The sequence below is a fragment of the Enterovibrio qingdaonensis genome, assembly GCF_028683135.1.
In the GTDB taxonomy this organism is placed as follows: domain Bacteria; phylum Pseudomonadota; class Gammaproteobacteria; order Enterobacterales; family Vibrionaceae; genus Enterovibrio; species Enterovibrio qingdaonensis.
Genome location: NZ_JAJUBB010000011.1, coordinates 38,176 through 64,085, shown reverse-complemented (window position 1 = coordinate 64,085; position 25,910 = coordinate 38,176). Strand labels below are relative to the sequence as shown.

At 46.6% G+C, this 25,910-nt stretch carries 26 protein-coding genes and 1 pseudogene; 16 read left to right on the top strand and 11 right to left on the bottom strand.

Going from position 1 to position 25,910, the window contains the following annotated elements:
• Window positions 1-2: 2 nt before the first annotated feature.
• Complete coding sequence (locus tag LRP49_RS15460) at window positions 3-1,055, bottom strand: PTS fructose transporter subunit EIIC (RefSeq protein ID WP_078754633.1); 1,053 nt, start codon at window positions 1,053-1,055, stop codon at window positions 3-5.
• Between the two features lie 561 nt (window positions 1,056-1,616).
• Here LRP49_RS15460 and LRP49_RS15455 point away from each other — a divergent pair.
• The 3 genes from LRP49_RS15455 to LRP49_RS15445 all read left to right on the top strand — a co-directional run bounded on the left by LRP49_RS15455 (window position 1,617) and on the right by LRP49_RS15445 (window position 7,528).
• Complete coding sequence (locus tag LRP49_RS15455; RefSeq protein WP_274143205.1) at window positions 1,617-3,872, top strand: hypothetical protein; 2,256 nt, start codon at window positions 1,617-1,619, stop codon at window positions 3,870-3,872.
• A 4-nt stretch (window positions 3,873-3,876) separates the two neighbouring features.
• The gene (locus LRP49_RS15450; RefSeq protein ID WP_274143204.1) at window positions 3,877-5,772 is read left to right on the top strand and encodes a toxin-antitoxin system YwqK family antitoxin; all 1,896 of its coding nucleotides are present in this window, start codon (window positions 3,877-3,879) and stop codon (window positions 5,770-5,772) included.
• 73 nt (window positions 5,773-5,845) lie between these two features.
• A complete protein-coding gene (locus tag LRP49_RS15445; RefSeq protein ID WP_274143203.1) occupies window positions 5,846-7,528 on the top strand; it encodes a toxin-antitoxin system YwqK family antitoxin in 1,683 nt (560 codons plus the stop codon).
• A 53-nt stretch (window positions 7,529-7,581) separates the two neighbouring features.
• Here LRP49_RS15445 and LRP49_RS15440 read toward each other — a convergent pair whose 3' ends face one another.
• Window positions 7,582-8,019 carry a MarR family winged helix-turn-helix transcriptional regulator gene (locus LRP49_RS15440; protein ID WP_274143202.1) on the bottom strand — a complete coding sequence of 146 codons (438 nt, stop codon included), beginning with the start codon at window positions 8,017-8,019 and terminating at the stop codon, window positions 7,582-7,584.
• Between the two features lie 11 nt (window positions 8,020-8,030).
• Window positions 8,031-8,648: a cytochrome b/b6 domain-containing protein gene (locus LRP49_RS15435; protein WP_274143201.1), complete on the bottom strand. Its 618-nt coding sequence runs from the start codon at window positions 8,646-8,648 to the stop codon at window positions 8,031-8,033.
• 235 nt (window positions 8,649-8,883) lie between these two features.
• Here LRP49_RS15435 and LRP49_RS15430 point away from each other — a divergent pair, with 235 nt between their 5' ends.
• The 3 genes from LRP49_RS15430 (at window position 8,884) to LRP49_RS15420 (ending at window position 10,525) form a co-directional block, all read left to right on the top strand.
• Complete coding sequence (locus LRP49_RS15430) at window positions 8,884-9,327, top strand: c-type cytochrome (protein WP_274143200.1); 444 nt, start codon at window positions 8,884-8,886, stop codon at window positions 9,325-9,327.
• A gap of 14 nt (window positions 9,328-9,341) precedes the next feature.
• Window positions 9,342-9,809, top strand: a complete 468-nt coding sequence (locus tag LRP49_RS15425) for a hypothetical protein (protein WP_274143199.1) — start codon at window positions 9,342-9,344, stop codon at window positions 9,807-9,809.
• Window positions 9,810-10,030: 221 nt separating this feature from the next.
• On the top strand, window positions 10,031-10,525 hold the full coding sequence (locus tag LRP49_RS15420) for a DUF1097 domain-containing protein (RefSeq protein WP_274143198.1): 495 nt from the start codon (window positions 10,031-10,033) through the stop codon (window positions 10,523-10,525).
• Window positions 10,526-10,613: 88 nt separating this feature from the next.
• Here LRP49_RS15420 and LRP49_RS15415 read toward each other — a convergent pair whose 3' ends face one another.
• Window positions 10,614-11,426, bottom strand: coding sequence for an enoyl-CoA hydratase/isomerase family protein (locus LRP49_RS15415; protein WP_274143197.1), 813 nt, complete (start codon window positions 11,424-11,426; stop codon window positions 10,614-10,616).
• 129 nt (window positions 11,427-11,555) lie between these two features.
• Between LRP49_RS15415 and LRP49_RS15410 the strand changes: the two genes are divergently transcribed.
• Window positions 11,556-12,500, top strand: coding sequence for a LysR family transcriptional regulator (locus LRP49_RS15410; RefSeq protein ID WP_274143196.1), 945 nt, complete (start codon window positions 11,556-11,558; stop codon window positions 12,498-12,500).
• Window positions 12,501-12,546: 46 nt separating this feature from the next.
• Here the strand turns inward: LRP49_RS15410 and LRP49_RS15405 are convergent, their stop codons facing one another.
• Entirely contained in the window at window positions 12,547-12,975 is a 429-nt protein-coding gene (locus LRP49_RS15405; RefSeq protein WP_274143195.1) for a MarR family winged helix-turn-helix transcriptional regulator, read from the bottom strand.
• A 161-nt stretch (window positions 12,976-13,136) separates the two neighbouring features.
• On the opposite strand from LRP49_RS15405, the gene LRP49_RS15400 reads away from it, so the two are divergent.
• The 8 genes and pseudogenes from LRP49_RS15400 to LRP49_RS15365 all read left to right on the top strand — a co-directional run bounded on the left by LRP49_RS15400 (window position 13,137) and on the right by LRP49_RS15365 (window position 18,225).
• Window positions 13,137-13,442, top strand: coding sequence for a DUF3861 domain-containing protein (locus tag LRP49_RS15400; protein WP_274143194.1), 306 nt, complete (start codon window positions 13,137-13,139; stop codon window positions 13,440-13,442).
• A 191-nt stretch (window positions 13,443-13,633) separates the two neighbouring features.
• Window positions 13,634-14,482 carry an AraC family transcriptional regulator gene (locus tag LRP49_RS15395; protein WP_274143193.1) on the top strand — a complete coding sequence of 283 codons (849 nt, stop codon included), beginning with the start codon at window positions 13,634-13,636 and terminating at the stop codon, window positions 14,480-14,482.
• Window positions 14,483-14,671: 189 nt separating this feature from the next.
• A complete protein-coding gene (locus LRP49_RS15390) occupies window positions 14,672-14,878 on the top strand; it encodes a hypothetical protein (RefSeq protein ID WP_274143192.1) in 207 nt (68 codons plus the stop codon).
• Window positions 14,879-15,122: 244 nt separating this feature from the next.
• A complete protein-coding gene (locus tag LRP49_RS15385; RefSeq protein ID WP_274143191.1) occupies window positions 15,123-15,941 on the top strand; it encodes a GNAT family N-acetyltransferase in 819 nt (272 codons plus the stop codon).
• A 77-nt stretch (window positions 15,942-16,018) separates the two neighbouring features.
• A complete protein-coding gene (locus LRP49_RS15380) occupies window positions 16,019-16,882 on the top strand; it encodes a helix-turn-helix domain-containing protein (RefSeq protein WP_274143190.1) in 864 nt (287 codons plus the stop codon).
• An 85-nt stretch (window positions 16,883-16,967) separates the two neighbouring features.
• Window positions 16,968-17,393: an N-acetyltransferase gene (locus LRP49_RS15375; RefSeq protein ID WP_274143189.1), complete on the top strand. Its 426-nt coding sequence runs from the start codon at window positions 16,968-16,970 to the stop codon at window positions 17,391-17,393.
• 28 nt (window positions 17,394-17,421) lie between these two features.
• Window positions 17,422-17,533: pseudogene (locus tag LRP49_RS15370) on the top strand (carboxymuconolactone decarboxylase family protein); the annotation flags it as partial.
• Between the two features lie 107 nt (window positions 17,534-17,640).
• Entirely contained in the window at window positions 17,641-18,225 is a 585-nt protein-coding gene (locus tag LRP49_RS15365) for a tyrosine-type recombinase/integrase (RefSeq protein WP_274143188.1), read from the top strand.
• Window positions 18,226-18,368: 143 nt separating this feature from the next.
• Here LRP49_RS15365 and LRP49_RS15360 read toward each other — a convergent pair whose 3' ends face one another.
• The 6 genes from LRP49_RS15360 to cmoA all read right to left on the bottom strand — a co-directional run bounded on the left by LRP49_RS15360 (window position 18,369) and on the right by cmoA (window position 24,811).
• Window positions 18,369-19,526 (bottom strand): MalY/PatB family protein, encoded by a 1,158-nt coding sequence (locus LRP49_RS15360; RefSeq protein ID WP_274143187.1) that lies wholly within the window; start codon window positions 19,524-19,526, stop codon window positions 18,369-18,371.
• A gap of 128 nt (window positions 19,527-19,654) precedes the next feature.
• Window positions 19,655-20,644 (bottom strand): alpha-L-glutamate ligase-like protein, encoded by a 990-nt coding sequence (locus LRP49_RS15355; RefSeq protein ID WP_274143186.1) that lies wholly within the window; start codon window positions 20,642-20,644, stop codon window positions 19,655-19,657.
• A gap of 4 nt (window positions 20,645-20,648) precedes the next feature.
• Complete coding sequence (locus tag LRP49_RS15350; RefSeq protein WP_274143185.1) at window positions 20,649-22,154, bottom strand: inactive transglutaminase family protein; 1,506 nt, start codon at window positions 22,152-22,154, stop codon at window positions 20,649-20,651.
• 33 nt (window positions 22,155-22,187) lie between these two features.
• Complete coding sequence (locus LRP49_RS15345) at window positions 22,188-22,958, bottom strand: ATP-dependent zinc protease family protein (RefSeq protein ID WP_274143184.1); 771 nt, start codon at window positions 22,956-22,958, stop codon at window positions 22,188-22,190.
• Between the two features lie 92 nt (window positions 22,959-23,050).
• Window positions 23,051-24,022 carry a tRNA 5-methoxyuridine(34)/uridine 5-oxyacetic acid(34) synthase CmoB gene (cmoB, locus tag LRP49_RS15340; RefSeq protein WP_274143183.1) on the bottom strand — a complete coding sequence of 324 codons (972 nt, stop codon included), beginning with the start codon at window positions 24,020-24,022 and terminating at the stop codon, window positions 23,051-23,053.
• 60 nt (window positions 24,023-24,082) lie between these two features.
• Window positions 24,083-24,811 carry a carboxy-S-adenosyl-L-methionine synthase CmoA gene (gene cmoA, locus LRP49_RS15335; RefSeq protein WP_274143182.1) on the bottom strand — a complete coding sequence of 243 codons (729 nt, stop codon included), beginning with the start codon at window positions 24,809-24,811 and terminating at the stop codon, window positions 24,083-24,085.
• A gap of 268 nt (window positions 24,812-25,079) precedes the next feature.
• Here cmoA and LRP49_RS15330 point away from each other — a divergent pair, with 268 nt between their 5' ends.
• Window positions 25,080-25,871: a TetR/AcrR family transcriptional regulator gene (locus LRP49_RS15330; RefSeq protein ID WP_274143181.1), complete on the top strand. Its 792-nt coding sequence runs from the start codon at window positions 25,080-25,082 to the stop codon at window positions 25,869-25,871.
• Window positions 25,872-25,910 lie beyond the last annotated feature (39 nt).

The following is a 25,910-nucleotide window of genomic DNA, read 5'->3' as shown; positions in this document are numbered from 1 at the left end:
CATTAATCGAAGGACAGTTCCAGTTCTTCGGTTTGCGTTTGCTTTTCTTCTTCGCGGTCTGCTACTGGTTTTTTCAGTGCGTTGACAATCAGAGCCGTGGTTGCGGCACCGGCGATGACAGCGACGACGTACATCATGCGGCCTTCAACTACCGGCAGAACAATCAGGCCACCCCAAGGTGCGTGGTTCAGTACGCCAGCCAGGAATGCGACGACGTTACCTACGATACCGCCTGCTACGATTGCTGGGATTACACGTGCTGGGTCATTCGCTGCGAATGGGATTGCACCTTCAGTGATACCGATACAGCCCATGATTGCCGCTGCTTTACCTGCTTCTTTCTCTTCTGGAGAGTATTTCTTAGGAGCAAGGAATGTTGCCAGAGCCATACCTAGTGGTGGAACACAGATTGCGACACCAACACCGCCCATCAGCCAAGGCTGAGTGCCAACTTGAGTTTGTGCGAACAGGGTTGCTACTTTGTTGATTGGACCGCCCATATCGAATGCAGTCATACCACCTAGGATTGCACCCAGAACCGCTTTAGAAGTACCCGCCATTGATTGCAGACCTTCGTTCATGAACAGCATGAAAGAAGCGATTGGCTGGCCGATCACCCATACAACCAGTGCAGATACGATGAAAGTACCGCCGATTGGGATGATGAAATAAGTAGAAAGCGCTTTAAGCTTGTTAGAAAGAGGGATGCGCTTCAGTTGCAGTACTACATAACCCGCGATGAAACCCACCACGATAGCACCAAGGAAACCTGCTTGTACTTGGTTAGCAAGGTAAGCACCAATCATACCAGGCGCTAGAGCTGGACGGTCAGCGATTGAGTAAGCGATGTAACCACCCAGAACAGGAACGAACAGGGTGAAACCTGCGATACCCATGTCCCAAATGCCTTCTAGGAAAACACCTTCTGGAACCGCGCCTTTACCACCCAGCATTACAGACAGAGCAAGAAGTACACCACCCGCAACAACGAACGGCAGCATGTGGCTGGTACCCGTGAGGAGGTGTCGTTTGAGTTCTGCAACATTTGTTTTCATAAGAGACCTTTTCATTAACGTTTTGGAATTAATAAGGTTTTTCACCTCGTTGTTTATGGGGAGATTATGCGCCGCAGACGTTGCCAAAGATATTGGACAAATACGCCCTTTACTGGAGAAATGTTGCATGTTTCATCGAACGAGAAGGCAATCACACAACGGGGTCTATTTGTGAATTTGGTAGGCTTTTGGTGGGTTTTTAGGCGGGATTATCGTGATGTAGACCTAAAAAAAGGTGCCATAAGGCACCTTTTCGCAATAGCACTAGAAAAATGTAAGTTGCATATAGATACAGTTTAAAATTTGAAGTGAAAGCAGAAAGATGAATTCAGATTTAAATCAACTATTTAACTGAGCAATGTGTCGATACTATCTCGACCTGAAAGTTTTTACTAAACGTTGGTTTTTAAGGCGATATCGCTTCGTTCTCGGACGGTATTGCTATCAAGCCAGCCAGCGTTGAGATGTTTTTACTGCGTGATTTTAAGCGGGTATTTCCTTTTTAAATGGCCGAATTGCGCAACTGCGAGCTCAGAATTTACTTTGTTATGGGATAAATGGATGTACCTAACTAACTGTTTAAAAGCACTTTTCCTTCCTGTTATTTTTACCCTCACTGCCTGCGGCGAGTCCGTCACCTTTTCACCAGAACAGGGCGATGAAAAACGCTATTGGGTTTATGCCCATACAGCGCGAGATGCAGAACGGGAGCCAGTCACGTTGATGCTTAGCCAGAGCTTGGTGCATTACCGGGTTGATCAGGTGGGCGATACGCTGAAATTGCACGTTACGCCAGAGCACTTGCAATTAGGCGTCGGTTCTTCAGGTTTCTCTAGTATCGAGTCGCCACACGGTAATGACCGAATTCAACAGGTATTTTCGTCCGGTTTTGATCTTTCTTTGAATGGCAAAAGTGGGGAACTGACAGATTTTAAAGCCAAGAATACCGATCAATGGCAAACGTTCGTCGCTCAAGGTGGGCAAGTCTTAATCAACGGCCTGCAATCGACCATGAATACGCCGGGATTCCTTCAGTCGATTCCCGTAGAAGAGGGTAGCCAGATTGCGTTGCCGCATTTTCATGGTGAATCGGCCACGTTAACCGTTCAAAAAGTCACAGAGAAATCCTTGTTTGTCACTGTCTCTTCTCAATCCGAGGACGACGCAAAGACACAGCTTTATGGCCAACTTGAAATTAGCCGTGAAAACGGTTGGTTTGAAAAAGTGCTGCTTGTCATGAACGTGCCCGTCGAGGTGTTCGGTGCCACCAAGATGACGCAATTTGCGTTGGCAATGCACCCCGAAGAGGAACCAATAGGGACGTTCGCAGAGATCTTTTACAACGCCTACTATGACGATGAACGCTATTGGTTTGATATCCCGCCGTTGTCGGAGGGTAAGCAAGCCCCCGTCGTGCTTAACCTCGACGATGTATTGCCGTATGACCGCGGCATGATGTACGAAAATCACGAAGGGTTTCAGGTTGCTTTCGCCACAGATCTTACTGAAGACACGCAAATTGGTAAGATCGTATTTCGTGATGCAAGTGCTTCCTCCGGCGGTAAGCCAATCGACATTGCACTCGCCTTCCCACTCGATCAGCAGTTCCTTGATGAGCAAATGAATGTATCTGCAAACGTGATGCCGCTTGGTTGGAGCAAGCAAGAAGCGATAAAGGACATTGAAACAATCTCTGCGCGGGTTGATTACTATGACGTGTCGTCGAAGCGTCATAACGTGCAGTGGACACAAAGCGAAAAACAAACCTTTCAACTCGGTGACATCACACTGACGGCGACAAAGGTTGCGGATACGCAAAATGAGTACTTACTAGAGTACACCGACACCGAACACAGCCAGTTGGCATTGGACATTGGTGGCATGCAGGGGCAAATCAGTTTCCTGCAACCAGAGAGCCTTCCTCAGTGGTTTATGCCTAGTGCCAAACAAATGTTTAGCTATTTGGGAGACCCTGCGACGACAGAAAGAACGATCGCGGTGAAGCTTTCAGAGGCGCCGACAAACGTTACCTTCCTTGTGCATAGCCAAAGCAAAGACGTGAGTTTCTCGCGTGACGTGGTTTTCGTTGAGAAATCGTTGTTCTTGTCGAGTGCTGAAATGCCGCCAATGGATGTATCACCAGACTACGGCTACGTGGTTGTCGAATCAGACATCAAAAAACCAAGCCAAAACAACACAACATTTAGCTTTACCGGTGATTTGAGTTTGGAAACCGAGTCTGCTCAAAATGCGGCGGTTGCACTGCCTTATGAGTGGGAGAACGTGTGCCAATTCAGCATTGAGAATGCGCCTGAGATTAATGGCCACAAATTGGTCTGGAAACCGCAACCAATGACGAACAATGACGTCGCCGGTGCGCCATCCAAAATTGCGAAAAACTCGACGGCATATCAACTGATGACGCCAGATGGCATCAGACGCTATTTCTACGATTTAGAAGTCACGACACGCTTAGCATGTGAAGGAAAGCCATCGTGGGGGGATGTCGCGCTTACAACAAGCACTTTTCCTTGGTTGATTGACGTGAATACCGTGGAAGGCTTCGATAAAAATCAAACGCTTAAGCAGTTTGTCAGTCGCTATCGCATTTCCGACAAGTCAGGCCAACAACTCTTGCCGATTGATACCCACGGCAATGTATTTACCGTTGACGATAGACCCATTACAGAGGTTTTGTTTGATGATACGTATATCAAAATGTCCGGCAAAATATCCCGTGCTGAGTACTTCAAAATAGAAGGTGAGCCTTTAGAGAGAACCTTCGTGACGACTTTCCCACCGCTGAAAAAAGGATAAGAAGATGCAACGATTATTGGTTCGTTCGCTCGTCCTTGCGAGCATGTTCAGCGCGTTGACCGTTTGGGCTTCGCCAATTTGGCTTGATGACGATTGGAATATTGTTAAGTCAGAATCTCAAGCCAGCTACTATCTCCGCGAACCGCTGGTGGAGCGTGATGGTGTGTGGCCTGTCAGTGTCTATTTCCAAGGCGGTGAGATACTCAACTTTGAAGGTACGTTTAATAGTGGTGATATTTCCACGGGGAAATCCGTGGGTGAGTACAAGATCTATCATGACAACGGCAATTTGCTTTCTACAGGTAGCCGCAACGAAAAAGGTCAGTATGAAGGATTAACCCGTTTTTATGATGAAAACGGCGTGTTAACTGAAGAGGCTGAGTTTGTCGCGAGTAAAAGGCATGGCATAACCCGAACCTTTTACCCGAGCGGTCAGGTTGAAGAAGAGTACACCAATAAGAACGGCATTGTTGTCGGAGAAAACCTCTATTACTTCGAAGATGGCACGGTGTCGCACCGTTTTAACTATGTGGATGGTAAAACCGATGGCCGACAACTGTATTACTCCCGAAACGGCACGGTTAGCTACAGCGTTCATCACAAGATGGATAGGGTGCACGGCGAGTACACGAGCTACTACGAAAATGGGCAAGTTTCTCATCGCGTCAATTATGTGAATGATAAGCGAGAAGGCATCGGGTATTCCTACAGCGAGAATGGTTTTTTATACCTTGAAACCGCCTTCCGAAATGACAAAAAGCACGGTGTTGTTCGCGGGTGGTATGCAGAAGACAAATTGCGCTATGAAGAAAACTACGCGTACGGAAAGCAGCATGGCTCGGTGACGCACTACTATGCGTCTGGCAATTTGAAGCGCGTTAATTACCTTGTTAAAGGCATACAGGTTGGTTCACAGCGCAGTTATTTTGACCGGGTTGACGCGGTTCAAGAAGCGGCCAATATCAATAAAGATGGAGAGGTAACGGACAGAGTTCGTTTTAACGAAGAAGGTGCTAAAACCTACGAATACGTTGCGTCATTTAAGAACAAAAAACGCATTAGTGATGAAAAGGAGTATCGCAATTCGGTGCTTGTTTCACGCATCCAAGAAAACGAACACAAGAAATGGCAGCTAGAAGAGCGCTTTGACGAGGAAGGGAATCTGACGCGCCGGGAGGAAGAGGTAGCTGGTAAGCGTCATAACGTCTTTATCCAAATCGATGTCTTCACGGATAACGTGGAAACGACCCATTACAAGCACGGCGTTCGACATGGCAAATACTTTGTTGTTACGCCGGTGGGCGACACGATAGAAAGTGGCACCTACTACAACGGCAAAAAGAGCGGTTCGTGGGTATGGCACTTTGACGGAATTGTTCGCACCGAGAACTACAACCGTAAGGGTCAATTACATGGCGAGCTAACCTCGATTAATGCGGATGGCAGACAAACCGTGAGCGAGCAGTACCGCAATGGCCAACTACATGGCCTTACCGAAAATTACAGCGACGAAGGCGGGTTACTCGCTAAAGGTAACTATATTGACGGCAAGCGGGATGGCCAATGGCAACATCAAGAAGAGTATGAGTACGACGTTAGAATTTGGTCTGGTGAATATCAAGACGGAATTAAAGTCGGGAAATGGTTTGCGCGCTCCGGCGCAGGGTATGAAATGGGCCGCGAGCAATTCGATGAGTTAGGTCGAAAGCAAGGCGCATTCTACTATTTTGGCGAAAGTGGAAACCTGAAGCTCATCGTACGTTATGTCGATGACGAAAGGGACGGAAACACCGACAGCTACGGCACCGATGGCAAGATCTACTATTCAGAGATTTATAGCATGGGAAGCCTTGTGATGAGTGATGATAAAGGCTTATCTATATTCGGTGACAATAGTTAAAAATACCAAGGCACCCAAGGGTGCCTTGTTCTCTCAAACTCTCTGCCGCTCTACAACGCCAAAAGAGGAACTGATGCGTTACTTAACTCTGTTTGGACTCATGGTGAGTTCATTGTTCATGATGTCACCTGTTTTTGCCGAAAGCCTATTACTTGATAGCAAGTTCGCGTTGGTGTCTGACGATAAGAAAGCCACCTATTACATGAGAGAGCCTCTCACCGAGCAAAACGGAACCTGGCCTGCGGTTATTTATTACATTGACTACAACACGGCCTATTTTAAAGGAGCGTTTAACGCACCCGTGCCGGGGAAAGCAAATATCGTCGGTGATTTTGAGTACTACACATGGCAAGGCATCATTAAACGTAAGGGGCACCGAAACAGTGAAGGAAATCTGCATGGCGTGCAGCAGACTTATTCTTCTGGTGTTCTAAAGAAAGAGCAGCATTATGTAAATGGTGTATTGGAAGGGACGCAGAAGGTCTTCTATTCAAATGGTCATTTGTCTGAACAGTTTGAAATGCTGGATGGGAAAAAAACCGGAGAAAGCCTGCAGTATCGGGGAAATGGCTCCGTCATGACCCTGACAACGTGGCTCGATGATGAGATGCATGGACCCACGTTCAACTATTTTGAAAATGCCAATATTAACTATGAAATGAACTTCCAACATGGCAAGCGTCATGGAAAGTACAAAGCGTATTACTATGGTGGCCAGCTCAAGAGTGAAGGGCAATCTGCATTCAACAAATATGAAGGTGTTTTTCTTCGCTATGACGAAGCGGGGAACAAAATTGAACAGGAAAATTATAGAAATGGCGAGAAGCATGGGGAGACGCTCACCTGGCATGCCAACGGTCAGTTGTCTTCCAAACAGCACTTTGCCAATGGCGAATTAAACGGCGTTTCTAGCGAATATGATGAGTCTGGAAATACCACCCAGATTGTCAGTTATGTTAACGGGAAAAATGTGGGTGAGCAGCGCGTGTTTCACGAGCAAAGTGATGTTGTTCAAGCCATTTATGAGTACAACGCTGACAGTCGCTTGATTGCGAAAAAAGAGTTTAATCAACGTGGCGAGAAAGTGTTCGCACTTTCCATCAGCTTTGATGAAAACCAGAACCGAATCAGTGATGAATACAGATATAAAGACGGTAAGGTTGTTTCAAGGGAACAAGAAGATGAAAGCAAAGCGTGGAGACTCTCTGAATCCTTTGTTGAGGGTGAGTTAACTCATCGCACTGAAACAGTCGATGGGAAATACCACAATTTGTATCTCACGCAATTGGTCGACCATAAGGCGAAGTCGCAACACTATAAACATGGTGTTCCTCATGGCAAATTTGCTCTTACGCAGTTTGGTGAAATCATCGAGCAGGGTGAGTATTTTGAAGGCGTAGAATACGGCTACTGGGAACGTAATTGGGACGGTAAACGCACCATCAACTACAACAAGAAAGGGGAATACCATGGTGAAGTGAAAAAATACTTCCGCTATGGTGGGTTGGAGAAATTGGAAACCTATTCCAACGGCATTCAGCATGGGCCTTTTGAATTGTACGATGATGACGGAACGCTTTGGTCGAAAGGTAACTTCGTCGATGGCAAAGAAGAGGGCGAATGGCAGACCATTCTTCCTGAAACAAGCAAAACCGTAATGTGGACGGGCAGCTTCCGCGCAGGCGAAAAAGTGGGTAAATGGGTCGGCAAGTACTCTGATGGGAGTTCTGCGGGAGAAATGCAGTTCGACGATTGATGCCTAACACGAAAAAAGCACCCTAAGGTGCTTTTTTTTGATATCGACGATTTTCAATATTCGATGGTGTGAACCACTTTTTGCAGTAGCCCGACCAACTGCGCTTGTTCGCTGTCATCCAATGATGCTAACAGTACGGCGTTAATGTCGACAGGCAAATGAGCAACGTGAGGTTGCAAGTCTTTGCCTTTCTGCGTCAGGAAAATGCGGTAGTTGCGGCGACTGTCTGGGTCGGCGCGACGCTCAACCAATTCGAGTTTTTCGAGTTTGTCGAGCGTGCGGGTCGTTGTCGAGCTTTCGACTTTGGCTTTTTGCGCAATCTGGCGTTGCGTAACGCCTTCTTCTTCCCAAAGGCACATCATTGTGGGCCAAAGTGCGACGGTCAAACCGTGTTTTTTCAGCTCGGCATCCAAATGTTTTTCTGCCTGACCTGCCACCACGTTAATTAGCCAGCCAAAGCTAGTTTGGCGATCAAATTCGCTCACTGTCATTCTCTTTTTGCTTATAGGTTCAGCAGCACGCGCATTGCGCCGCCGACAATGCCCAACAGTATAACAGCACGAATATTTGATCTGAAAATGATACCCGCGCTATCGATCAATGATGCCTGCTTTCCGGTAACCATCGCTTTTACCAAGGGTTTCCCTTTCATTTTGTAAATCACGATAGCTGCTACATGGAAAACGACGCTAGCAACCAGCGCGTAGGCAAGCAAAATGTGAAGTGAAACCAGCAAGTCGATGTCGTAGAGGATGCTGTCATCGTGAAGAAGTGGGTCGAAAAAGCCCGCCAGAGACATGCCAATAAAACACTGAGCAACGAGTAGGCTGAGCATCAAGGTTACCATCCAACCGCCGGCGGGGTTGTGACCGACACCATGATGAGCATGTTCCCCTTTTAGGTAGCGAATAACCGTGCTGGGTGAGCGAACGAATTGTTTAAATCGGCTCGTTTCGCTGCCCGCGATGCCCCATGTGATTCGCCAGACAACAAGACACGCAAGCCCGATGCCGAACAATTCATGCGGGCCGTTTCCACTAAATCCGCTTATCGCTAATAACGTAAAAAGGGCGGCTTGTAGCCAGTGATATACGCGGGTAGGGAGATCCCAAATCTTCATCACGCTTTCTCTACTAAAAATGCATTGACGTTAATTTACATTGCAATTGTTGCGTAGGCAATAGTTGTTGTGTAAATTGTATCTCAACAGGAAGCGGGGGAGAGAGCAACGTCAGGTTGCTGAGCGGAATGTGAGCAATATGAAAGCATGAATACAGACGTGACTCCACCCTAATTCATAACAAAGATGAAACAGAATATTTCCAGATGAGACCGATAGCAGAATGAATATCACGATGAAAAACCTATCTTTTATGTCACTAGGTGTTGTGGCGTCTCTGTTAATTGGCAGTGCTAACGCGACGGATTTCTCATCGCAGGTTGAAGTGCGTCAGAGTGCATTCTTGTCGATGGCAGACAACCTTAGAACCATGAAAAAACTTGAAGATGGTCGCGACAGTGACTGGGAGAAAATCAAAACGCTGGCGTTAGAAAACGCAAAGATTATGGTGGAGTTACCCACTATGTTCCCGGAAGGCAGCGTGGAAGGGAGCAAAAGCAAAGCCTCAGTGTGGAGTAAGTGGGACAAGTTTGAATCTGGCCTTCATTCACTTGAGCAAAATTATGAAGCCATGGTGATTGCCGCCAATGAGCAAGATCCTAAGGCATTAACATCGGCGATAAAAAGTGCCGACCGTAGCTGCAAGAGTTGTCACCGTAGCTTTAAAGCGAAATGGTAATAGAGGATAGCCCAGTGAAACGACAAGTATTGGTGAATATTCACCGTGGTGCGGGCGCATTAGCGTTGCTGACCATTATCAGCTTTTTTAGCTCAACGGTGATTGCCAAATTGTTTGGAACCGTCGATCAAGTGACGACCGTCAAAGCGGTCATCGCATCGCTTTTACCTGTCATGATGATGTTCATGATGATAACGGGTGCAACGGGTAAAAAGTTATATCCAAACAAAGGGAAAGGCGTTATTGGCGCGAAACAGTTGCGCATGAGAATAGCGTCGATGACGGGTTTGCTCGTGATGGTACCTGCTGCCGTTTACTTGTATTTCAAATCCGAAGCCGGTGAATTTGATGCCTTCTTCTGGTCTGTACAAGCTTTGGAGCTGGTGGGCGGTGCGGTGAACCTCACTATGATTAGCCTAAATATTCGCGACGGCTTATCGCTAAAGAAAAGTAAGAAAGTACGCAGCGAACAACCTGCGTAATAACACCCATGCTCACAGGGTATGTGACCAACATGACGTTAACAAAAGACCGCATGAATGGTGATTAACATCACTAATCTGTTGCATTGAATCATTACCATACATTGTTAGTGTGATCATGATCATCTTAATAAATGCTATTCTCTCATAGTATGCCTACTTGATTTTGAGTGAGGCTAAAACCAGTTGCGAAGAGTTCGCAGTCAGGCTTTAGAAATAGTATGAGTACATTGGTCGCGATTTCGTTAACAACCGGTATTTTGTCAGGTCTATGGGGGTGGATTGCCATCTCTTTCGGCTTATTGTCATGGGCCGGCTTCTTGGGCTGCACCAGCTACTTTGCATCGCCAACGGGTGGCGTAAAAGGACTAGCAGGTAGCCTATTGACCAACATGACTGGCGTATTCTGGGCGATGGTGATTATTGAAAGCTCGACCTTTGCAGGGTTAGAGATTTTAGGTTACGTGATCACGGCTATTGTTGCTTTCCTTATGTGCATTCAAGCGAAACAAGCCTGGCTGGGGTATATTCCGGGCACCTTTATCGGTTGCTGTGCGACATTCGCAGCGGGTGGCGATTGGCAACTTGTCGTGCCGTCTTTGCTACTTGGTGGCGTGTTTGGTTACTTGATGAAAGCGACAGGACTTTGGCTTCACAATAAATCGAACTCATCAGAAGATGTGGATGCTCAGGATTCAAAGCAAGTGAAGGCGTAATCTAACGTCACGTAAACACACAAAGCTAATCAACCCTTGCTCAAATGATGCACCCTCCCACGCAGGCTAGGAGGGTGGTCTGTTACTGCTATTCAGACAATTCAGTTGCTGTATCAACAAAAATACCCTGAATGTCTTTCGCCTCACGCTCTGTTTGGCCGCCGTGTTTCAAAAACGCAGCGATGATGTTCGCCGTTTTTTGTTCTTTGGCGCGTTCCAAGAAGTAACGCAATTCCAGTTCTGCACCTGCATCTTCATCGACAATCGAGGTATGAATGATGTCTTTGTACATCACAATGTCACGGACTTCGAGCGATGCGATAACCGTTAATACGGTTTCCAGAAACGTATCCATTTCAGCTTTTGGCACGAACTGAGTAATGATATTGCGTGCTTCCGCTTCTTGAGCCGTAAAGTCATTGCCAAGCAGCAATGCCTGAAGCGCTTTGTTTTTACCCATTCTGCGTGCAAATTGGACTGCTCCTTGTCCACCTGTTGGAATATTCACGTGAATTTCAGGTTGAGCAAACGCCGCATTTTCTGTGCCATACGCCAGGTCACATGCCATCACAAACTCATTACCGCCGCCACGTGCCACGCCATCAACCACGGCGATAGAGACTTGTTTCATCGCTTTGATGTTCGCAATCATGTGATTGAATTCGATAGAGGCAGATTGACCGCCTTGCGTGCCATTAATTACGTTCAAGTCCAAATGTGCGAGGAAGAACGATTCGTGCGCAGATTTGAATACCACCACTTTCGTGTCGCGGTCATCTTCCAGTGATAACACAAATGCATTGATTTCATTAATCAGATCGATGGTCAACACATTCACTGGTGCGTTGTTGATAGTGACGGTTGCAATGCCATTGTTCTTTTTGATGTTGAGCTTTGTCATAGCCATTTCCTCTGAATGTTAGGGAGAAGCGCGTTTGCGTTTCATGTAGCTACTTTAAAACTGTGATAGGGTAAGAAAAATAATCATATTGGCATCACATTGGTGCTCAAATGGCAACAAAGGGTGTTTATGGATTTTCCTAGTCGTCTTCTCCTGCTGTTAGAAGTGGTTGAGCTGGGCTCCTTTACCAAAGTGTCAGAGCAGAAAAATGTCGATCGCTCTGTGATTTCAAAACACATTTCGCGGCTAGAAGATGAGCTAGGGGTTCGTCTGTTGAACCGAACGACACGCTCCTTGTCATTAACGGCAGCGGGCAATGAAATGGTGAATCAAGCGCGACAGCTTCGCTCACTTCTGAATGAAACGGAACGATTGGCGCAAAACTACCATGCTGAACCTCGCGGGCTTCTTCGCATCACAAGCTCTTCAATGTTCGGGCGGCAATACGTTCAGGACGCAATTTCTGTTTTTCAACAATCCTACCCTGAGGTCGATTTTGAACTGCGGCTTGAAGATCGTGTCGTGGATATGGTGAAAGAAGGGTTCGACATTGGTTTTCGCATTGGGAAGCCAAAGAACTCTAGTTTGATAACGAGAAAGATTGCGCGAAGCCGCGTGCTGATTGTTGCGACACCGTCGTTTATTGAAAAACATGGCGAGGTGACAACGCTAGCGCAATTGGAATCGCTACCCGCGACGATTTATACCGGACCGGGGTTGATGATTGACAAGTTTGGGTACCGAGATGCAGAAGGGCAGCGACAGCATTTCCAACTGAATGGCAGTTATAAGGTTAATGATGTGGAAATGGTAGTGAAAAGTGTCGTTGCTGGTAACACCTTGGGCGTTGTAACAGCTCAAATGATCCAAAACGAAATTTTAGAAGGAAAGCTGGTGCCAATCATGACGCACCTTGAGCTTGAAGATTTCGGCACGTTTTACGCTGTTTACCCTCACAGAGATGCGCCAATAAAAACCAAGCTTTTTATCGACACATTGAAAGCGGTTGTCGGAGAAGAAACGCCAATATGGGAGAAGAACATCCCTGAGTTTGAATTGCTTTATCAAGGCTAATTTGATGTGCTCAAATACCTATTTGAGCACAATCTGCCATTGGGTTTCACTTTGCCGTTAAGTTAGTCACCATCTTCTCCAGTACATTTTGGAACACCTTCATTTCTTCCTCTGAAACATCGCTGGTCATCTGCTGCCACATCTTTTTATCGATGCCAGAGATCTTACCGAGAATTGCCTGACCACCTTCCGTAACCCGCAAACACTGGCTGCGTTTGTCTACAGGGTTAGGTTCCTTCGCAACCAAGTCTGCGTTTATCAATGTGCTCAGAAGGCGGGTAACTTGCGCCTTATCTCTGTCTAAGGCGTTTGCAATATCTATGGCGGTACAGTGTGGTTTGTGCGCAATGATCTTCAACACTCGCACGTTCATCGGGGCGATGCCCAAATCCAAATTCTCAATACTTTCTTGGACGTTACGCTTCAAGCTATGAACCAATTTGAACAGTGTGTCTGGTGCTTTAGTGGCAGACATATACGATGACCCTTTCGGAATATGGTTGACAACATCAACTAAATAATTATAGTTGATATTGTCAACTTAATTGGAGGCGGTTGCAAGCCTGAAAGATGAGCCTGTCGTTGGGTTGAATTTACTTGCAATAGCTGAACCCAAATATCAATGAGGTAAACCCTATGATCCCGAAGATTCAAAGAGAAAAGCAGTATCGCATTACGATTGAGGAAGTCGGCGTTGAACAGGGCGAGAGACTGCAATTTGACTATCAAGACCGTGAAAACGTGTTCAAGATTGTTGAAAAGCTCAAGCAGGGAAGTGGTTTAGAAGCGGAAACTGCAACGAGAGTCGGTGTCGCGCTGCGTTTGCTGGGGCCGGTGATGATGCACAACCGTAAGCATCCGCTGTTTTCAGATTTCATGCCGCACTTTAAAACGTTCATGACGACCCTGAAGAGAACCGTAAAAACTGGGACTGCAAGCTGAGCCTAAAACGCATCACGATTATCGATTTTTTATCTGATCGGTTTCTTTAACAGCCCTAGCGTGTAGAGTGTTACTCATTGATCTTTTTGGCCCGAAAGGGTTTTGAGCGCGAGATGATTAGCAACTTTGGAAAAGTAATGACTAAGCGACCTCGATAGGATCGTTACTGAATCATTTGTGAAGGACAAACAATGAGTAATGATCTGAATGCCGAGAGAATGAAGCACGTGCTGCATTTTATCGAGCGTAACTTGGATGAAGACATCGACTGCAATCAGATGGCGGAAATTGCCTTTTATTCGAGGTTCCATTTTCATCGACTTTTTCAAGCCTATGCAGGAGAAAGTGTTTACGCATTTCGTAAACGCCTACTGCTTGAGCGAGCAGTGAAGCACCTTCAGTTTACCCGCGATAGTATTTCAGACATTGCGTATAAGTGCGGATACGAAAACCAAGCCTCGTTTAACAAAGCGTTCCGTAAACAGTTTTTGATGAGTCCGAGTGACGTCCGAAAACAAATGATTTCAATCAATCGACCGATGGATTGCCCATTACCGGAAAGGATAGAAATCATGACGCCAGAAATTGTTGAACTAAACGATGTACCCGTGATAAGTGCCCGAGGAAGCGGCGAGTATTCAAGTGCCGCCTCCGAAGCGTGGGGGAAACTCATGGGATTTGCGTACAAGAACAGGCTGATGAATAAAGAGGTCAGACTGTTTGGCGTATCTTACGACGACCCAGATATGACAGACCCTGAACGCATTCGCTACGATGCCTGTCTGGATATCGACACTGATGTATCAAGCGATGTAGACGTACGAAAGCAGGTCATTTCAGGCGGGAAGTACGCCAAGTTTCTCCATAAAGGTGCGCACGAAAACTTTGCCGCTACCTACACCTACATTTTCAAAGAGTGGCTACCGAACAGTGGTTATCAACTCAGGGATGTTCCGTGCTTTGATATCTATCTCAATCGCGACCCACGAAGAACCAAGCCAGAAAACCTCAGAACCGAAATATACATTCCCATCGTTTAGCTTTCGCTAACGCTCAAATCTGACAGACAAAAATAGCACCGAGGCAGGTGCTATTTTTGTGACTATTGGACGAGCGCACCCTTTGATGACTCTATTAAATCGCTGTAGTTAATAGACTTCTCTGAAAAGTTTGGAAATCCTAAGCCCCGTGTATGCTGGAGGTGTCAGCTTCAAATATAGGTTAACCACATGCTATTTACCGTCGTTAGTACCATTCTTGCCTTTTCCGTCATGGCCGTATTAGTTAGCCCGAATGCACCTGTTTGGCTGCAATGGATGTCGTGGGGTTATGTTCTGGTCTGGATAGCGATTGGGCAGTTTGCGATTAACGCAGACAAAGTCTGGAAGTGTGCAGATCGCAAAGAAGCGGAGTTACGTGCAAGGCTTAAAAGGTGAGGGTAGGGCTGGTTATGGAGTTTGCTCCATTTCGTGTAATGCGGCTCTGTTCTGACACGTTTTGCCCCAAACCGTTCCAGTCCCATTTCTATTTAGTGAGACATCGTTACCTAATGCTAGCTAAGTGCATATAAGAAGTTGTCGTTTTTATTCAATCTCTCATTAAGAGCAAGAACTATGATGTGTAACATCGAAAAGCAAGGCTCTTTTGTAAAGTCGTTGCATAGCAAGCAGGATAGAAACGATGTTAAACATTAAACCAATCGACAACCTAGAACAGATTCATTCCTTAAAACAAGCGTACTTTGCTCAGTCTACCGCTCCCTTAGATGGTATGTGGCATTTCGGTTTCGCACCAATGGCGACTCACTACGGGTTCTATGAACAAGATGCTCTTGTCGGGTACTGCTGTATCAACGGCGATGGTTACATGCTGCAATTTTTCCTATCCACCGTGGCGAACAGTGATCAAAAAGATCTATTTACGCTAATTGCTGATGGTAACAGCTCTGTCATAGGTGACGTTAAAGGCGCTTTTGTAAGTACGGCTGAGCCTCAATATCTATCGCTGTGCATGGATAACTCTTCACAGTTTGCAGTCAATGCTTTGATGTATCAGCAGATGGAAAAAAGCGATGAAAACACTCAATTTGACCTTTTTCTACAGCAAGCATCCACTGAAAAACTGGAGCAATTTGTTGAATTTGCTGTGGCTAATATCGGAGCGCCGAAAGAGTGGCTAACTGGTTATTACAGCAACCTAATCAACCGCAAAGAGCTGTTTGGTTACTGGCAGGAAGACGAGTTACTTGCCGCAGGTGAATGTCGCTTATTTGACGAATTTCAAAAGGAATATGCCGATCTAGGCATGATTGTTGCTCAATCACAACGTGGGAAAGGCATGGCTACTCAAGTGCTTCACTGGCTTGTAAATAACGCCAATGAACGTAACTTAACGCCAATTTGTTCTACCGAAAGCAGCAATGTGGGCGCACAAAAAGTAATTAAGCGAGCGGGTCTTACAGCAGCCAATCGAATTGTACAGATTGAGTTCAAGCAATAAACACGGGTGACAAATTATTTCTGTCTCTGCTTGGCTGTCTTATAATGGACAGCCCTACTAATTTTTAGGAATTACGGATGCTCCATTGGTTGTTATCACCACAAGATCCAACAGTCGCTAAATATGTTCAATGTTATTGGCTGATAGAAAAGCAACCAAATGCTGAGAGCTACGCATTTCCTAAGCTGAATCCTGATCCTTGTACTCACTTAATTATTTCGCCCCCAAATCAACCCTATAGTTATGATTTCAATGGGGGCGCTTCGACTGGATCAGGCAGTCATTGGCTCTACCCTCATCAACAGACTATTGCACTGGATCATACTAATCCGTTCGTTCATCTTGGGATTAAATTCCACACTGGTGCCTTGTATAGCTTGCCTCAATTTTCTCAGCAAACATCACGGTTAGAGCAGTCCACACTACTCGATCAGGTTGAAGATATAGCAAAGGATAATGGGCTGGATCATTTATTAAATTTAGATGATGAGTTACTCACGCTTGCTCGAAGTAATCCGAAAAGATGTGCCAAGCAGCTCGATAAGAGATTAGCACCTTGGCTCAAACAGTGTATTGAAGATAAGCATAGCGAACTGACTAGGCAAGCTTTAGAGCATCTTGATAGTAAGTCCATTTCCGATTTGGGAGCGCAGCTTTTTTGCTCACAGCGAACGTTAGAGAGAAGTTTTCAAAGAGTGACAGGAATGACACTAAAGCAGTGCCAATCAATGAATCGATTAGAGGCAATGCTAGAGTATCTTTACCAGCGAGATTCAGACGCACTCGATTGGGTAGATGTAGCATTTCGATTTGGATTCAGTGACCAACCCCATTTAATCCGCTACCTAAAAAAGCAGTTGGGATTAACGCCTAAAGCTTACGAAAAGGAACGGGGGTTAACAATTGATGTTTATGGTGGTGTCACTTCAAACATCAATTAAGACTGTCGGAAATGTTCAATCTTAAAACCGCTGACTTAGAGACAATAGCAGACATTACCACATAATTTATCAACGGAATTTCGCAATGATTAGAAAACTCAAACCAGAAGATATTGAGCGCATTTTAACGGTTTGGCTTAATGCATCCATCAAGGCTCACGATTTTGTATCAGCAGAGTTCTGGAAGTCACAAGTTTCCAATATGCGTGATATCTACATCCCTGCATCTGAGACCTATGTGTATGAAAACAATGGTGGGATTGTAGGGTTCTACTCGCTATACGAAGATATGTTAGCGGCAATCTTTGTTGCACCTGAGTATCAAGGTAAAGGGATTGGCAAAGAGTTAATCGCTCGTGTTAAGTCTCAAAGAAATGCGCTGACTCTTTCTGTCTATAAAGCCAATCAAGCAAGCTATCAGTTCTATCTAAAGCAAGGGTTTAGCGCCACCAGTGAGCAGTTGGATGAGCATACGGGACATTCTGAGTACACGATGAAGTGGGAGCGATAAAAGTCGCTGGAATGGTTAGCTCACCTCTGAAGTGATCCTTGGTCTATCGCAAAAAGTGATCAGCAAGCAACTACGTAAACCACGTTGCTCACACACCAGTAGATAAAGTATTTGAGAAATTTGCTTGGTCAAAAAAATAGTCCCACGAGCTAGATGTCATCGTGCGAACAACTAAGTTCGCTCTTTTTTCATAAAACTTCATGTTTAGATGTCTGTTAACAACAGTACAACGAGGGAGCATCAGCATATGGAGTGCAAGAAAACGGGTGTAAAAAAGCCTTTTAGATTAGAGGAAATTTGGCGGATTAGGACTCGCTTAGAGCTCAGTAATAATCTGATGGAACTATCTCTTCTTAACCTTGCAATCGATAGCAAGCTACGTTCAAGCGACCTCTTATCATTAACGGTGTCAGATGTTTCATCTAACTTCTTAGTATTCAACCGTGTCCAATATGTTCAGAAAAAGACTGGCAATGACGTTCAGTTTGAAATCACTCAGAGAACACAGCAAACGCTGAGTCATTGGATTAAAGACCAAGAGCTTCAACCTAAAGACTACCTTTTTCCAAGCCCACGAAAGCCCCATCAATCTCTAAGCTACTCATATTACCGTCGAATCATTCGGAGTTGGGCACTTGCTTTAGGTCATAACCCTGATCTATATGGAACCCACTCACTGCGCCGAACCAAAGCAACACTGATTTATCAGAAGACCAAAAATATTCGAGCGATCCAGCTCTTGCTTGGTCACACCAAAATCGAAAACACCATCAAATATTTGGGTGTTGAGTTAGAGGATGCTCTCCGTTTATCCGAAGATATTGAGAGCTGATTGATAAGGTTTGATTGCCAAATATTGATAAATTAGAGCTTTTATACTGGCTCGTTTCTGTCCAAAAACCATTTACCAACACAAGCAACCCCCAAAGAAAAATAGCACCCAACAGATGCTATTTTTCACTTCCTCACAGCGCGTCAACTCAACCCCTCAACCGCTACTTTAATCCTTCTCAACGCTTCATCCAGCGTTTTTCGGGTACAGCCGAAATTCAATCTGACAAACTTGCGGTTTCCGAAATCTAGGCCGGGTGAAAGTCCGACGCCAGCCTCTTCAAAAAAGCGGTGTGGGTTGTCTACGGGCAGTTCGCTGCAGTCAATCCACGCAAGATAGGTAGCTTCAATGTGCTCAAGCTTTAAGTAAGGCAGCGCGTTGATTTCACGCATCAGCAGATCGCGGTGTCCTGCAAGGTAGCAAAGTTGTTCTTGTAGCCACGCTTCGCCATCTTTGTACGCGGCTTCTGCGGCGGTGAAAGCTAATACATTAACGCCGGGGACAATGCCACGCTTCACTTTCTTAAAACGCTGGCGAATTTTGGCGTTCGGAATAATCGCAATCGATGCGCCAAGGCCAGCAATGTTGAAGGTCTTGCTGGGAGCCATCAAGGTCACGCTGCGCTGTGCCGTGCGTTCATTGATACTGGCAAACGGAATGTGTTTCAGGTGACCGTCTAAAATCAGGTCGCAATGGATTTCGTCTGAACACACCAGCAAGTCATGCTTTTCTGCAAAGGCGAGCGTTTCTTCCAATTCTTCTTTTCGGTAAACCGTGCCGCCGGGGTTGAGCGGGTTACACATTTGCAGCAGTCCGCCTTTTCTGGTGAGTTGCTTTTCGGCTTCTTTAAGATCAGGCAGCCAACGGCCGTTTCTCAGCACCACAGGGGCTTTAACCAGCGGTCTTTCAGCAAACTTGGCAGAGGAAATAAACGGCGGATAGATTGGGCTGGGGCTGATGATGGTTTGGCCTTCATCACTCAGGGCGCGCGCCGCGACATTCAGTCCACAAACCAGCCCTGAGAGGTATACCACCCATTCAGGTTCAATGTGCCAGTTATAGCGGTCGGCCATGCGCTTAACAAAGATCTCAGTCAGGGAGTCAGATGCGTGGGAGTAGCCAAATACGCCATGCGCGACGCGTTCTTGTAGCGCGTTAATCACAGCGGGTGGAGACTGAAAATCGCTGTCTGCTACCCACATTGGCAGAATGTCAGTGCCTTTGTATTTGTCCCACTTGTCGCTACAACTTGCTGTGCGGTCTACGTCCTTATCGAAATCAAACTGACCTGAGTCTGCCATGCTGCTTTCCTTGTTCGTTGATATAAAATGAGCTTACAGAAAGAAAAGGGCAGGGGTAAAGGGGGAAATGAAAGAGGATGAGGTTTCGTGAAACCGGAAAACAAAAAATCGGGCCGAAGCCCGATTTTCTAATTTTTATGTCCCGGCGTATGGGTACCGTGGAAGTGTTTGGACACGTAAGCGACACGATCGGCTGGCGTGGTCGGTGTTGCTGTTTCGCCCAGTGCTTCGATATGACGAAGCCTTGGCAGCAACCCACAGCCGTTAGCGATTTGAATCGCCAAACCCGGTCTAGCGTTAAGCTCCAGCACCATTGGGCCTTGCACTTTATCAAGTACCATATCGGTACCCAGATAGCCTAATCCTGTCATTTCCCATGCACTTGCTGCCAGTGTTAGCAGTAACTCCCAGTGGGGAACGACTAATTCATTGAGCAGTCGACCTGTATCAGGATGATGCTCTATGGGGCGGTTAAATTGCACAGCGCGCAGTGCTTTACCCGTTGCGATGTCGATGCCTACACCGACAGCACCTTGATGAAGGTTAGCTTTACCGTCTGACGCAGATGTCGACAAACGCATCATCGCCATGACAGGGTAACCTTTGAACACGATAACACGAATATCAGGCACACCTTCGTAGCTGAAGCCGTCGAACACGTCATCGAATTGAATGAGGTTTTCCACCACAGCCACGTCGTTTTTACCACCGAGCGAGAACAAACCCGCTAGTGTGTTGGTGATGTGACGCTCGACTTCCTGCTTGCTGACCTCGGACCCTGATGGCTTTTTATAAACGCCATCTTTGTTTGAGGTCACCACCAGTATGCCTTTACCGCCCGAGCCCTGAGCAGGCTTTATTACAAAGCCCGGCCAGTCTTTTACCATCTCGTGGATTGAAGGCACACTGTGTTGCTCGCTAAGAACGCCAATCAACTCAGGCACGGTTGCCCCAGCCTGTTGTGCGATACGCTTGGTTTTAAGCTTGTTATCGACCAAGGGGAACAGTTTGCGGTTGTTGTAGCGGCCAATATAGCTGATATTACGGCGGTTCATGCCCATAATACCGGCGCGGCTTAGCTTAAAGGGTGAAGTGTACTTTTCTAGAAAACTAAACATAGGTTTAGTCCTTCACCAGCGGTTTAAAGCGCTTAAGCTCGCTCAGGCGGTAACCTGTGTAGTTACCGAGCATCAGGATCACAGCCAGAATCACTAGCTGAATACCGATGAAGTTGAACGTGATGTGGCGAACCAGTTCGTTGGTCATCGCAAGGTAAACCAGTACGGCGGTCAGCAGTGAACCACCACCTTGTACGATAACTTCCTTCGCGCCTTCCTCTTCCCAAAGAATCGACATACGCTCGATGGTCCAAGACAGAATGATCATTGGGAAGAAGGTAATGGATAAGCCTTCTACCAAGCCAATCTTAAAGGCCACCACGGTAAATACCGAGATGATCATGATAACCGTGATGATAACCGCCGATATTCGCGCCACGAGAAGCAAGTTAAGCCGCGACAGGTAACTTCGAATAATCAGGCCTGTACCGACGATCAGCAAGAAGCCGACAATGCCCGGCACGAGTTGGGTTTGTACGAAAGCGACTGCAATCAATACTGGCATAAAGGTGCCCGAGGTTTTCAGACCCACCAACACACGCAGAAGGACCACTATCAGAGCACCGATTGGCACAAGCATGATGGTTTTAAACATCGCCTGTTCTTCGATTGGCAAACTGTGAATGGAGAAGTTCAGCAGGCTTTCCGCTTGGATTTTCTCGTTGGTTGCCTGTTGAGGGCTAATGTCCTGAGAAATAATCGAGAAGCTGACTTGGCTATTGGTACCGCCCATCACTTCCAGCAGTGGCATGCCTTTTTCGTTCCAAAGCAGCAGGTTATCAGGTGAGCCTTCTGCGCCAGTTTCGATGTTGAATAACTGCCAATTGGTGTTGTTCCAAATCTCGACCATCGGAATGATGTTTTGGCGACGGCGACCGTCTTCTAACTGAAGTGCGCCAACAACGCGACCATGAATACCTTCCAGCGAGAGAATGGCAACAATCGCGTTTGCTTTGCTCATCTCTTTGGTAATGAGTGCTGCGTTCTGGCTGTCTTTGTCGTTGAACTGCTTGATCAGCTCGCGCGTTAGTGTTGCGTTATCCGCGGAACGCGCTCTCGCTTGATCCAGCATGGCGTCGGCAGCGGTTTTGATGGGGCCATCAAGCGCAACGGGCGTGACTGCACCCAGCGGTGGTTCGGTTGGCACGTTAGCATTTTCATCAACCAGCATTTGGTTTTTGAAATACAGGATTTGTTGGCCAAACGCTTCGCGTTTTGTCCATTCCGCACGACGCCCATTGTCAGTATTTACCAATGCAAAACCGTAGCCCGGAGAGCTGGTGTTTTCATTGATCAAGGTAAAACCTTGTTGGGTGTCAGGGGTAGCTAAAGAAACCTTAACCGGTTCACCCTTAGCGTCAAATTCAACACGGGCTTCCACTTCCCATACTTGATGTTTCTGTCCTGCTGTCCATGGCACACCGTACACATCGTGACGGTAGATGCTCATGCCCATTCCCACGATGATCAGCAGACTGATGAGTAGATAAAAGGGGATGCGTGAAGTCATTTTTTCCTCATTGCTCGCACAGTCAACCGTGCGTTATTTCTGTTCAGCGGCAAACTTTGGATGAATGTATGACTGACTAACGTCAACCACGGCGATGTCTTTAAAAAACTCGCGTCCCAGCAGCACAGGGAATTCCATTTGAGAGCGGTCGGCCAATGTGAACTGGGTTTTCTCATGGAGTTCACCAAGACGAATACGGAGTTCGACAACAGGGCGGCGTTCTAGTTCTTCAGCCGATGCCTGACGGATTTTCACCCAGCGTCTTACTGGGGCTTCAATGGTTGCCACAGGCAATGCAGCTTCGTTGTTTTCTTTATTCGGTTCGGTGTGAGCCAGTTTAAAGCTGACCCAGGTTTTTCCGTCACGCTCGAATTCTTGAATGTCAGTGGCGTTCAGTGAAGACGTGGTTGCTCCGGTGTCTACGCGCGCTTTGTAGTTTGAATTCGCGGCGTCAATCCACACCCATTCTGTTTCGCCAAGAATCGCTTTGTTTTGCGCTTGTGGCACTGGGATCTCTCTGTCCACGTACACCACTTTTGGCTCTGGCTCGTTAGCCACTTGGCGTGCTTGGGTGTTGCTGACCACTTTTAGTGTGTCGGACATATCCGCAACTTGTTGTTCCAATGTTGCTATTCGTGATTGTTGCGTGGAGAGGTTGTCGTTAAGCGCGACATAGTCGGTCTTAAGATTGGTTTCTATGTTGTTGATTGCGTCCAAGGTTTGCTGGTGTTGTTCTTGTGATGTCAGGCTACAGCCAGAAAGAACGGCAGAGAATAGAATCAGCAATCCGCTGCGAGTTAGCATATGGAGCTCCGTGCTGAGAGATTAAGGAATTGAATTTAGGGAGTTTAGTTTATCTTGAAAAAAAGGGTGCGAGAAGCACCCAATGTCATAGGTTAGTCAGGATTTCGCGCAACCAAAATGGCGCGCTTAGGTGCTGGGTAACCTTCAATCGTTTTTGACAGATCGTTTGGATCAAGATAGTCCGGTAACGAGTTGTGCGTCATCCAACCGGTGGTGCGCTGTTCGTCTGCTGTGGTGACACATTCATCCACAATTCGTACGTCTACAAAGCCGATTTTTTCCAGCCACACTTTCAGTGCTTTTGCAGAAGGGAAGAAGTACACATTGTGCATTTGCGCGTAGCGGTTGAATGGCACAAGTACTGCGTTTTCGTCACCATCGATAACCAGTGTTTCTAGTACCAATTCACCGTTTTTCACCAACTGATTTTTCAGTTGAATCAAATGGTCAAGTGGCGAGCGGCGGTGGTAAAGAACACCCATGCTGAAGACGGTGTCGAAGGCTTTCAGTTCAGGCAGTTTCTCAATGCCCAAAGGCAGCAAATGGGCACGTTGGTCGTTGCCCATTAGGCGGCGAATCGCTTCAAACTGAACCAAGAATAATTCAGACGGGTCGATACCGACTGTCAGCTCCGCACCTTCACCCAGCATGCGCCACATGTGATAGCCATTGCCACAGCCTACATCTAGCACGTAACGGCCTTTCAGTGGTGAGATGTGCGGCAGAACGCGATCCCATTTCCAGTCTGAGCGCCATTCGGTATCAATGTGAATGCCATGAACATGGTATGGGCCTTTGCGCCAAGGGTGGAAAGAACGCAGCAGGCTTTCATATTTTGCGCGAAGACCTTCTGGCAATTCGTTGTCCGTACCAATGGTGACGCTGTCTTTAATGTCGAACGTTGACGGTGCATCGGTTGGGATTTTTTTAAGCACACGCATCCACTTCGGCAAGTCGCCGTGTGGTTGGTTTTGCCACTCGGTCAACTGCGCTGGCAAGATGTTCAGCCAGTTTTGAAGACGGTTCTTGGCGATCAGTTGGTAAAAATCTGAAAAATCGAACATGGATATTCTTTCTATTTATGTCGATGTATCTACGAGGCCGTGACACACCGACGTTCAACATTATTTGATGGCGAACATGGAACCAAAGTTAAAGCACTGGAACCACACAGCGGTGCTGCTGAAGCCGATACTGCTCAAACGCTGCTTGTGACAGTCGATGGTGTCAGGCTTCATCACATTTTCCAATGCGCTGCGTTTTTGGCTGATTTCCAACTCGCTGTAACCGTTAGCGCGTTTAAAGTCGTGGTGCAGGTCTATCAGAAGTTCATTTGCGGTTTCATCCGCAAAGCTATATTTCTCTGACAGGATCAAAATGCCGCCTGGTTTTAAGCCTGCGTAAATTTTCTCAAGCAAAGCTTGGCGGTCAGTCGGGTTCAAAAACTGAAGCGTGAAGTTCAGTACCACCACGGAGGCGTTTTGAATGTCAACGTTACGGATGTCGTCTTCAATGATCTGTACGTCCGTATCTGAACGGTATGCGTTCACGTGCAGTTTGCAGCGTTCAACCATGGCGGGAGAATTATCAACACCCACAATGGTGCAATTTGCTGCTTTGATATGACGGCGCATAGACAGCGTGGCGGCACCCAGTGAACAACCTAGATCGTAGATGTTCGAACCTTCGGTCGCATAGCGCTCTGCCAGCATACCGATCGCTGAGATAATATTGCTGTAGCCGGGTACCGAACGTTGAATCATGTCCGGAAAAACTTCGGCAACGTTTGCATCAAACGTAAAGTCACCCAGTTTTTCAATCGGCGCAGCAAAAATGTTATCGCGATTGGCCATCTGAACCTGCCTTAAATTGGCGCACATAGGTCCGTTTTCAACTTCCTAACGTACTGTGCTCTGTTAAATCTGTGGTGTCGGGGTCCGTCCAACACCAAAAAGGCGCGTATTGTAGTGAATTTTGCATGATTTGTCTCTAGACAGACGAGTCCTTTGCCAACGAATAGCCTTGAAATTGGTCAAAAACTTCTCACTTAATTCGCTGTGTCGTTTTTAGTTTCGATATTAACCGTGCTATAAGTGCAGAGATCTTATTTGGGAATTCACTATGTTAGACCAAACTATCGACAATGTGCTGATCGACCTCAATGGTGAACACGAAGACACCTTGAGCCGCAAACAGATAGCGGTGAAAGCGCGAGAGAAAGAACTGCTTGATATCGCACGCTCTGTGGTTGCGCGAGAGGGGTTCGCTCAATTGACGATGGATAAAGTCGCCGCCGCGAGCCCATATTCCAAAGGTACGGTATACAACCACTTCAATAGTAAAGAAGACTTAATTGCTGCATTGGCTATCGAAGCCTTAAGCCGCGAATTACCTATGTTTAAGCGAGCACTGGATTTTAACGGTACCAGCCGTGAAAAGTGCATCGCGATGCATGCAGGCTATTTTGTGTTTTCTCAGCTAGAGCCCATTCTTGCCATGTGTGCGCTTGTCAGCCGAACGCCGGCCGTAACGGAAAAAAGTGCGCCATCTCGACTGCAAAAGCTAGATCAATTGGAAGAAATCGCTGTTGCGATTGGTGATGCCTTTGTACAGGCGGGTCTGGATGCAGGGGATTTGACCATGCGTGAAGGCGTGTCTAAAGACAATGTTGTTTTTGCTAACTGGGCAATGGGCTTTGGCACCAACGCGTTGGTAAATAACGCGCAACACAGCAGCTGCATTACCCGTCAGCTCAATACCAATGTCGTCCTGTTGAACATTAACTTGCTTCTCGATGGTTTGGGTTGGCAACCGCTTTCTACCGAATTCGATTATCAAGAAACGTGGAATCGCGCTCAAAGAGAATTATTCTCTGAAGAGATTGCTTTATTAAATCAATCTTCTGAATTGTGACGTTTCGTCAAAAACACCTTCACATTGCCTAAATGTTGC